Genomic DNA, 9,739 nt, shown 5'->3' with positions numbered 1-9,739 from the left:
CGATGCGGCCAGCCTCGTCGGTCAACTCCTGCGGCGCGCCGATCTGGTCGCAGTGGTAGTAGTAGGTGGTGAAGTCCTTGGGCTTTTGTTCTGCTACATCTTCCGTAGCAAACTCTCCAGCAGTCTCGGCGACATGGAGGGGTTTTGGCTCTGAATCCCTGGTTTTCTCGCCCTTCCACTCCGATTCCAGCTTGGCCAGGGGCACGAAGCTGTCGGGCTCGTAGAGGTACTCCGACAGCTTGCTGCCCCGCAGTTCGCCTGCGAGCAGATCGCCGTCGTAGAGGAAGCTGGTGCGGCCAAAGGCATCGTGCTTGTCGATGCGCCGGCCCAGGGCGTCATAGCGGTAGCGGGTGACCTGCTCGGTGGCAGCAGGCTGCTCCTTGCCCTCGCCGGGCCTGTCCCGGTAGCGGATGACCCGGGCTTCCACGATCTGGTGCTCGGGGCTGTAGCGGTACCTTTGCACGGTGTGCCAGCCGATGCGCCGCTCGGTGATGTTGCCGTGCAGGTCGTAGGCGAAGCGCAGGTCCTGGTAGACGGTGAGGCGGTTGGTGGTGACGCGCTCGCGCTCGCCGCTGACGCCGCCGCTGGATTGGTCTCCGCCGCGGTTGGGGTTGAGCAGGTTGCTGGCGGGGTCGAAGGCGAAGGACTCGCGCTCGACTGGTTGCTGGCCTTTTCCGGTGCTGCTGCGCTGGGCGGCGAGAATGCGGCCCAGGGGGTCGTAGCGGTAGTGGCTCTCGCCGCGCAGGCCGTCGCGGGTGGCGATGAGGTTGCCGGTGGGGTCGTAGCGGTAATGGCGGGCGATGCGCTCACCGGTAGGCAGGTTCTGCAAGGCGGGCAGGGCCTGCGCAGAACGCTCCCCACGGTCCCACAGGGCCTCGGGCGATGGCCTGCCGGGTTGCCCCTGCAGGGACTGCTGGCGCGCGACCTTGTGCGCCGCAAGGCGGCCCATGGGGTCCCAGCCGTACTGGCTGGCGAGCGCGCCCTGGGTACGGTGGACCTCCTGGTGGAGTGCATCGCGCTCGATGTCGGAGAGCACGTGGCCGTCCACGCGGATCTGGTGCAGGTGGCCCGAGCCGTAGTGGAGCCACTGCACTTGCCGGCCACCGGGCAGGGTGGAGGCGATGCGGTTGCCCAGGGCGTCGTAGGCATGGCGGTAGGTGTAGCGCCCGAGTGCGGAATCGCCACCGGGCGCCAGATGCTCCTGCACCTCCTCCACGAGACGCGAGAGCGGGTCGTAGGCGAAGCGCACGCGGGCATCCGCGTTGCCCGCATGCAGCATGCGCCCGAGCGGGTCGTAGCCGTAGGTGGTGATGTCGGTGCCGGAGCTTTCCAGGCCGTCCGAGCCCAGGTGCACCTTGGCCACGAGCCGGCCCAGCGCGTCGCGGCGGAAGACGGTGCGCTTTGGGAGCGGGGCGCCGGGTGCGGGGTCGTAGGGCGTGTCCGGCGGCAGGTTGGCATCGCGCTCGTGCAGCTCGGCCAGTTCGCCGGCGGCGTTGTAGCGGTAGCGCTGGATGCGGCCGTCGAAGCCCACCTCCTGGATGAGGTTGTCGGCCGTGTCGTAGGTGAACTGGGTGAGGGCGCCGTTCTCGTTCTCCAGCGCCACGAGGCGGCCCACGGCGTCGTAGCGGTAGCGCAGCGTGCCGCCCAGGGCGTCCTGGCGCAGGGTGGGCTGGTCCAGGCCGTTGTAGGCGTAGCGCGTGGTGGCGCCCTGTGGGTCGGTGTAGGCGGTGAGGTTGCCCTGGGCGTCGTAGTCGTAGCGGTGCTCGGCGCCATCGGCCGAGCGCGCCTCGCGCAGGCGGCCCAGGGCGTCGTGGCGGTAGTGGGTGATCTGGCCCAGGGCGTCGGTGGCCGAGAGCAGGTTGCCCAGGGTGTCCCAGGCGTAGCGCGTGGTCTGGCCGGAGCAGTCGGTATAGGCGATGAGCTGGCCGGCATCGTCCCAGAGCAGGCGGCGGGCCCGGCCGTGCGCGTCCTCGATCGCCACGGGCAGGCCGCGGGCGTCATGTCGCCAGCGCGTGGCGTGGCCCAGCGGGTCCAGGCGCTCGGCGAGGTTGCCGCGCTCGTCGTAGGCCTGGCGCCAGACGTGGCCCAGCGTGTCGGTGATCTCCACCGGCAGATCCAGCAGACCGTAGGCGATGCGCGTGGTGGCGCCGGCCGCGTCGGTGACCGAGCGCAGGTTGCCCCGGGCGTCGAACTGCCAGCGCGTGGCGCGGCCCAGCGCATCGCGGGCCTCCTCGGGGTTGCCGGCGGCATCGATGCGGGTTTCGGTGCGCAGGGGCTGGCCATCGGGGCCGGGCTCGGTGATGGCGATGACCTCGTGGAGGGCGTTGTACTCGTAGCTGCTGCGCCGGCCCAGGGCGTCGGTGACGTGGGTGGTGCGCCGGCCCAGGTCGTAGTCGAAGCGGGTGTCGAGCAGGCCGGGCTCGTCGGTCCAGGTGCGCACCACCCGCCCGCCCGCGTCGTGGCGGCTCCACTCCTGGTGGTGGGTGAAGCCGTTGCGGGTGGAGTAGGCCACCATGAGGTGGTGGCGCCAGCGGTAGTGGGCGGTGCCGCCCAGGGCGTCGGTGGCCGAGAGCAGGTTGGCGCGCGGGTCGCCGGGTTCGTTGCCTTCGCTGCCGTAGGCATAGCGCACGAGCACGCCGCCGGCGTGCTGTACGCCATCCAGCGTGCGCGGCTCCAGGTGGATCTCCTGCAGCAGCCGCTCGGAGGTGCCGGGCGAGGCGGTGCCCGTGGCGGCATCGCCTTCGCCGCTCCAGACAAAGCGCAGCTGCCGGCCCGCGCTGTCGGTGAGGCCCAGGGGCCGGGGCGCACAGCCGTCCACGCCGGTGTCGTCGTAGGCGGGGTAGCGCAGCGTGATGGCGTTGCCGTTGCGATCCACCCTGCGTGCGAGCGGCAGGCGCCACTGGCCGGGCACGGGAGGCGCGAATTCATGGCGCAGCCCGTCGGTGCCCTCGATGCTCCAGCCGCCGCGCTCGTCGTGGCGCACGGTGATCTTCTCGCGCGCGTCGAAGTGGCTGGCGCCGCGCGCGAGCACCGGCAGGCGCACGAGGCGCCCGCGCTCGTCGTAGTAGTGCACGGCGTCGTAAACCAGCGCCAACTCGATCGACAGCGGCGTGCTCCAGCCCCAGCCGAGCCAGCCCGGGCGGCGGTCGCTGGAGCGGTAGAAGCGCCGCCATTGCAGCGGCAGCGGGCCGGGCAGCTCGAAGTCGGTCTCGGAGAGGATCTTGGTGCCGGTGGCGAAGATCACGGGGTTGCAGGAGTCCAGCTCGCAGCGGGGCTGCGGCTTGCGGCCCTTGCTGGTGCCGTCCTGGATGACGCCGTGGGTGTTGGGGTTGACCTTATTGTCGTGCCCCGTGGCGACGGGGGGCGTGCGCTTCTTGGCGCGCCGGGAGATCTTGCCGAGCGCGAACTGCATCGTGATGGATGCCACTTCGTCGGCGACGATCTGGGCGATCTCGTCGAGCTTCTCGTCGGTGAGGGGCGGGGTGAGCAGCTCCTGCACCTTCTGGGCCAGCGCATCGATCTGGCCGGCCGCCTCGGCCATGGCCGCGCCGTTCACCACGAGATTGACCCCGGGGACCAGCTTGCCGATGACTTTGAGCACCGGGCCGATGAGCATGCTGGGATCCGTGAGGCTCTCGCCCAGTGCGGCGAACTCCTCATTGAAGGCGTGCGGGAGCTTCTCCATGACCTTGAGGGCGAGCTTGTCGTAGGGCTCGGGCAGCAGCGCCATGAGCAGCCGGCCGCGCCAGCCCGGGTCCATGACCATGGCATTGCTCTTGGTGGTGTCGAAAGATCGCACGCTGCCGCGGCTCTCGAACTTGGTGTCGCTGGAGTAGCTGGTGGGCTCGGCGGCGCCGCCCACCACGTGGGACTGCACGCCGGCGATGCCGCCGACGCGGTCGGGGGTGGCGGCAATCGATTCGAAGCGGCTGCCGGCAATGGCCACGGGATGGCCGTCGATCTTGAGCGTGGCCGTGCCGTTCTGCAGGCCCGGGCCGTGGGCCATGTTGAGGATGGGCACCGGCGGGCCCTTGGGCTTGGGGAACACCGGGTTGATCGGGCCCGGGATCATCGCCGGGCTGCGCCCTTGGTGGATCGCTCGGCGGTCGTTGACGAAGGTGGCCATGGAGGAATTCAGGAATCGATGGAGACGGCGCCGTTCGGGGCTGCGGCATGCGCTGGGCCGGAGCGGTGCAGCCCGGCGTGGTCCCAGGCGGCGACCCAGGCGGCGACGCGGGTGGACAGGCCGGTGACGGTCTGCAGGCCCGCGTGGCCGGTGAGGCGCGAGGGCATGACGGGATGGGTCAGCGCCTGCCGCATTTCATGGAAGAGGGTGAGCATGAGCGGCACCCAGGCCGCGCCCACCTCACCCAGCAGAGAGGCCGGGTCGCGTGCGGAGGGCAGGCCTCCGTCCTTCGCGAGCGCGGCCGAGAGGCTGGTCATCTCGGCGCCGCGCCAGGGCGAGCCGTCCATGTCCGACCAATAGGCGTGCAGCGCGTCCACGGGCATGTGCGCGGCCTGCAGCGCGGCGCGGCTGGCCTCGACGAGGGCGCGGCCTTCCAGCAGGGATTCGTCGCCCACCCGCGAGCGGGCCTCCTCGCCGAAGGCCGGCGGGTACACCGTGACGAAGTCGGCGGCCCGGGGCTCGCGGGCCAGTCGCACGAAGGCGGCGCCCTCCGAGGCGATGAACCCCTCGCAGTGGCCGTTCACCTTGACCCAGCGGCGCTGGTAGAGGGCTCCCACCACGGCCGGGTCCACGAAGCTGTCCACCCCGCCCACCAGCACTTCGGGGGCCGAGGGGTGGTCGTGCATGAAGCGATAGGCCTGGGCCAGCGCGTCCGCGCCGCCCGCCGCGCCGCCGGGAAAGAGCGTGACCGGCAGGAATTCAGGCGCCACGTCCAGCGCGCGCGGCAGCTCCAGCGCGAAGCGGTCCAGGTCGATCCAGCCGGGCAGCTCGGCCCAGGGCTCGGGCAGCGCCATGAAGAGGGGGATGGGGCGCTGCAGCGGCCATCCGGCCACGGGCGCGGGCGATGCCCTCAGCGCTTCGTGCAGGGCCGGGGCCGCGAGCCGGATGAGCCGTTCGGTGCCGGTGCATTCGGCGTCGATCGCCGGCACGCGCGACACGGTGGCGCGGTGCTCGGCCTGGGCTTCGATGGCTTGCCGCGTGAAGGCCGAGAAGCGCGCGGCGAAGCCGCAGCCGGCTTGCCAGGCGCGGGTGCCGATGGGGGTGCAGGCGCCGGTGGCGGCGATGACGAGGGGTTTCATGGCTGGGGCTTTCCGGTGCCGAAGGCCGCGCGTTCAAGGATGGAGGCGGTGGCGCAGGCCAGGGCCTGGACCACGGCGAGATCGTCGGCTTCGATCCAGAGCGCCGCGCCCAGGCGCGATGCGTGCTCGATGTAGAGCAGGTGCCGCAGCGGCGCACCCACGAGCGCTGCGGTGTCCTCGATCGCCACCCCGTCGCGGGCCCGGCCCAGGCGCAGCGGCGGGCCGTCCAGCGGCAGCGCGGCCAGCGTCGAATCGGCCCAGGCGGCGCGCGCGCCCGGGTTCTGGGCGAGGTCGAATACGCCGTCGGCCGGCGTGCCGGTCAGCAGCGCCACGGCATCGGCCAGTGCGCGGCAGGCCGATTCGTCGTCCCACGGCGTGTGGGCCGCCAGGTGGCGCAGCAGGGGGATGTCTCCCACGAGCGCTGCGCCATAGACCTGCTGGCTCCAGGGCATTTCCGGAAAGCGCCCCTCGCGGAGCGCGACCGCCAGCGCGTGGCCTTCCCGGGCGGCCAGCAGCGCGAGCGCGGCGGGGGAATGCGGCGCGCGGGCCAGCACGGCGCGGGCGGCGGGTGTCTCGTGCGGGCTGCCCATGAGGGCGAGCGCCACGAGCGCGGCGTCCGCATCGTCGTCGCCCTCCACGGCCGCCAGGGCCTTGGCCTCGTCGCCGCGGCCGGTGCAGCGCCAGCCGCACAGCGCGGCCATGCCGCCCGCCTGCGGCGCCGCCCAGGCCGACACGGCCTGCGCGAACGTGTCCGACACGGCGGGGCGGGCGATCGCCAGCCGCATGAGCAGGCGTCCGAGCGGTGAGCGCTCCTGGCCACCGGCATCGGCGAGGAGGGCCACGCGCGGCGCCAGGTATTCGCCCACCACGCCGTCGAAGCCGAACCGCAGGGCATTGAAGACCGAGGAGGGCTGGGCATCGAGGTATTGCGCGCCCAGTTGCGCCACGCTGCCGCCCGTGCGGCCCGACTGCAGGTGCAGCACCTCCAGGCAGGCCAGTGCAAAGATGCGCGAGGGCTCGTGCAGGATCTCGGCGCCCGTCGCGGCGATGGCCTCGTGGCAGATCGGCGCCACCCCGGGTTCGTGGGCCAGGTGCTGCTTCAGCCCCGCCAGTGCCTGCACGATGCCGTCGTCGAACACCGCGATGGCCTGCGGCCGGCAGGCCGGGCGCGCCAGCAGATGCGAGCGGCGCCAGTACTGGGTTGCCAGCGAGCGGGCCATGCGCTGCGGCAGTGCGCGCATCCAGGGGATGTCGATGGCGCGTGGGACGGGCAGTTCGATGACATTCATGATGAAAAACGCCCTGCGGGCCACAGTGCGGGGAAAGGGATGAACGAGAATTCCGTGCAGGAGGAACCCATACGATGCTGGAAAACCTGACGCCGTTTGCCGCGGAGATCCTGCCGGGCCATGGCGCGGATGGCGGCATGTGCCGGACGGTGGTGGTCAAGGCCACGCTGGATTTCGCGGGACGGCCCGTGGCGCAGGGCCGCGCCGTGCCGGTGTTCCGGGGCGACGAATTCTTTCGCGAGGAAGGGCTCTCCGGCACCGTGCGCCATGAGGCCGACCTGGCCCCGGCCAAGCCGAAAGTGGACGTGATCTTCAACGGCTATGCCTACGCGCCCGGCGGCAGGCCCGCCGCGCGGTTCGATGCGGGGCTGGCCATCGGGCGCGAGAGCCGCACGCTGCGCGTGTTCGGCAAGCGCGTGTGGCGCCGCCGGCTGGGGCTTTTTCCGGTGGCCGAGGAGCAGGAGCCCGCGCTGCGCGTGCCCGTCATCTACGGCCTGGCCTTTGGTGGCCAGGATGCGGACGACCCCGTGGTGTTCCACCCGGCCAACCCGTCGGGTGCCGGCTTCAGCGCGGGATTGCCGCCAGACGGAGCGCCCCTGCACCAGTTCGAGTGGCCCGACGACCCGGTCCGCATGGCAAGCGACGACGTCTCTCCGGCGGGATTCGGGTGCGTGGGGCGCACGTGGCTGCCCCGCCGCGCGCTCTGGGGCAGCTATGCCGCCCGGGAGCTGCAGGACGCCCCGGGCATCGTCACGCGCATGCCGGCCACCTTCGATCCGGCCGCGTGGAACTGCGCCCACCCGCGGATGCAGTTCCTGCCCGCCCAACTGGCGGCGGGCACGCGCCTGCGCTGGATGCATCTGAGCGCGGATGGGGAGGGCGCATTCACCGTGCCGGACCTGCGCCCTGCCGTGTCCTGGGTGGCGCGCGGAGAGCGCGCCACCGTGCGCCCGGGCTTCGACACGCTGGTCATCGAGCCCGAGCAGGAACACATCGTCCTGATCTGGCGATACACGTTGACCCAGGAGCCCGCCCGTTATCTGGAGAGCGTGCAGGTGCATCTCTGAGTCGCGGTCAGTTGATGCGGACCTCGGCCGCATCAATGTCCACGAGGTCGCGGGCATCGTGCTCGATCGTCAGGGCCACGAGCCGCGCAAGGCCTTGGGCAGTGAGCCGCAGGGTGGCTTCGCCGCACGAGAGCGTGACCGAGTCCTGCGATTGCAGGCGGATCGCGCGCTGGCTCCAGGGCACCGCGGGGGAGGGCGCCAGCACGGCCGTGATCACGGCCTCGCCGGACGGCCGCAGCGCGAGCAGCACCTCGTCCCCCGGCACCAGGGCCGGCAGGAGGACGCCCACCGAGGCCTCGGCCACGGGCTCCGGCGCCCCGGCGAAGGCCACCGCATAGCGGTCCTGCGCGACGGTTTCCATGATGCGGCCCGCCAGCAGCCGCGGTGCGGCCGCGGCGTCCTGGGGGGCGGCGGCCTGCGCCGCTGCGTTGGACAGTGCGTGTGCGATTCCCATGAGAGCCTCCTTCAAGCGGGATTGATGTGGCTGTCGGGGGACGAAACGGTCACGCTGGAGCTGCCCGCGATGGCGATCGTCTGGCCGTTGATCTGCACCGTTCCGTCGCTGGTCATGCGCAGTACCGCCTTGCCGCACTTGATCTCGACCGCGTCGCCCACGGTGACGGACATTTCCTTGCCCACGGTCAGGGTGCGCACCTCGCCGATGGTGGTGGCGGAGTTCTTGCCCACGGTCTCGGTGTAGTTGTCCGAGGTGTCGTCGGTGCGGTCCTTGCCCACGCTCGTGGTCTGGCTTTGCCCCACGGTCACCGAACGGTTCATGAGCACGTTGGTGCTCTGGTTGAGCCCCACGTTCACCATCATCGCCGCGCCCACGTTCACGTTGTAGGCCGCGCCGATGTTCACCATCTTGGCCAGCCCCACGTTCTGCAGGTAGGCCAGTCCGATGGTCTCGGTCTTGAAGCTGCCCACCTTGATCGACCAGTTGTTGCCGATCTTGTCCTTCTCGTTGCGCCCGATCGTCTTGCTGCGGTTGTTGCCGATGTCGATGGTCTCGTCGATGCCGACGTCCTCGCGCCGGTTGTCGCCGATGCTGATCTTCTCGTCGTGGTCCACCCGTTCGGTGCGGTTGTTGTGCACCGTGATCGTTTCGTCGCGGTCCACGGTCTCCGTGCGATCGCGGTGGATCACGCTGGTCTCGTCGCGGTCGATGGTCTTGCGCCGGTCCTGGCCGACCCACTTGTCCTCGTCGTTCTCGACCTCGGTGAGCTGGTCCTTCTGCGCGTGCAGCCAGAGCTGCTCGGCGCCTTTCTTGTCCTCGAAGCGCAGCGCGTTGGCATCGCCCGCGCCGTTCTTCATGCCATCGCCGAAGGCGCCGCCCTTGCTCGACTTGGTCTTGATGCCCGACTGCGTGGCGTTGCCCGGCAGCTCCCAGGGCGGCATGTTCGCCGCGTTGTAGACGCAGCCCAGGATGATCGGGTAGTCCGGGTCGCCGTTGAGGAAGTCCACGATCACTTCCATGCCGATGCGCGGCGTGAACACCGCCCCGAAGCCCGGGCCGGCCCAGCTGGTGGACACGCGCACCCAGCAGCTGGAGTGCTCGTCCATGGCTCCGATGCGGTCCCAGTGGAACTGCACCTTCACGCGCCCGTACTCGTCGGTCCAGATCTCCTCGCCCGCGGGGCCCACGACCACCGCCGTCTGCGGGCCCGTGGTGCGCGGGCGCGGCGTGCTCAGCTGCGGGCGGTAGGGCAGCGAGGTGGGGTGCACCTGCATGCTGAACTTCTGCACCGAGCCGCCCTGGGTCTGCCCCACGCCGCCCGTGCCCTGCGAGGCCTGCACGTTCTCTTCCAGCCGGTAGCGCACCGAGGTGACGAGGTACTGCCGGTTCTGGTCGCCGCGCGGGTAGTTCTCCAGCGCGATGGTGTAGCCCGGGGCGATGCTGCGCTTGTTGAGCTCGGCGCGGGCGCGCTCGCGCGCGGCCAGGCCTTCCTCCATGTGCAGGCGGGTGTAGGTTTCGCCGTCGGCGAACTCGGTGTAGCCGCCCGGCCACTCGTAGCGCTCGTAGCCGTCGTGGCTGTGCCCGGGGGGCGACTGGCGCATCTCCGAGAGGTCGGCGCGGGGCTTCTTGAAGTCGTAGTCGTCCAGGTAGGCGCGCCCCGG

6 protein-coding genes are annotated in these 9,739 nt (G+C 71.2%); 1 reads left to right on the top strand and 5 read right to left on the bottom strand.

The features are described 5' to 3' along the window. From AX018_RS23685 to AX018_RS23675, 3 genes are all read right to left on the bottom strand, one after another. Positions 1-4,126: DUF6531 domain-containing protein (locus AX018_RS23685; RefSeq protein WP_111882646.1), on the bottom strand; the 4,126-nt coding region annotated here is incomplete at its 3' end. A gap of 8 nt (positions 4,127-4,134) precedes the next feature. Continuing rightward, entirely contained in the window at positions 4,135-5,265 is a 1,131-nt protein-coding gene (locus AX018_RS23680) for a 3-oxoacyl-ACP synthase (RefSeq protein WP_111882644.1), read from the bottom strand. Beyond that, complete coding sequence (locus AX018_RS23675) at positions 5,262-6,554, bottom strand: hypothetical protein (RefSeq protein ID WP_111882641.1); 1,293 nt, start codon at positions 6,552-6,554, stop codon at positions 5,262-5,264. Before AX018_RS23675 ends, AX018_RS23680 begins: the two co-directional genes overlap by 4 nt. A gap of 74 nt (positions 6,555-6,628) precedes the next feature. On the opposite strand from AX018_RS23675, the gene AX018_RS23670 reads away from it, so the two are divergent. After that, positions 6,629-7,621 (top strand): DUF2169 family type VI secretion system accessory protein, encoded by a 993-nt coding sequence (locus AX018_RS23670; protein WP_111882638.1) that lies wholly within the window; start codon positions 6,629-6,631, stop codon positions 7,619-7,621. 7 nt (positions 7,622-7,628) lie between these two features. Here AX018_RS23670 and AX018_RS23665 read toward each other — a convergent pair whose 3' ends face one another. Together AX018_RS23665 and AX018_RS23660 are read right to left on the bottom strand one after the other, a co-directional pair. Beyond that, complete coding sequence (locus tag AX018_RS23665; RefSeq protein WP_111882636.1) at positions 7,629-8,075, bottom strand: hypothetical protein; 447 nt, start codon at positions 8,073-8,075, stop codon at positions 7,629-7,631. Between the two features lie 11 nt (positions 8,076-8,086). Beyond that, the coding region (locus AX018_RS23660) for a type VI secretion system Vgr family protein (protein ID WP_111882633.1) at positions 8,087-9,739 on the bottom strand (1,653 nt) is incomplete at its 5' end.

The sequence above is a fragment of the Paracidovorax anthurii genome (genome assembly GCF_003269065.1).
GTDB lineage: Bacteria > Pseudomonadota > Gammaproteobacteria > Burkholderiales > Burkholderiaceae_C > Paracidovorax > Paracidovorax anthurii.
This window is presented reverse-complemented; position numbering and strand designations above follow the sequence as displayed.

Excerpts from the sequence above, each read along its gene's own strand:
- AX018_RS23680 (WP_111882644.1), bottom strand. The coding sequence starts at position 5,265 with ATGAAACCCCTCGTCATCGCCGCCACCGGCGCCTGCACCCCCATCGGC.
- AX018_RS23675 (WP_111882641.1), bottom strand. The coding sequence starts at position 6,554 with ATGAATGTCATCGAACTGCCCGTCCCACGCGCCATCGACATCCCCTGG.
- AX018_RS23670 (WP_111882638.1), top strand. The coding sequence starts at position 6,629 with ATGCTGGAAAACCTGACGCCGTTTGCCGCGGAGATCCTGCCGGGCCAT.
- AX018_RS23665 (WP_111882636.1), bottom strand. The coding sequence starts at position 8,075 with ATGGGAATCGCACACGCACTGTCCAACGCAGCGGCGCAGGCCGCCGCC.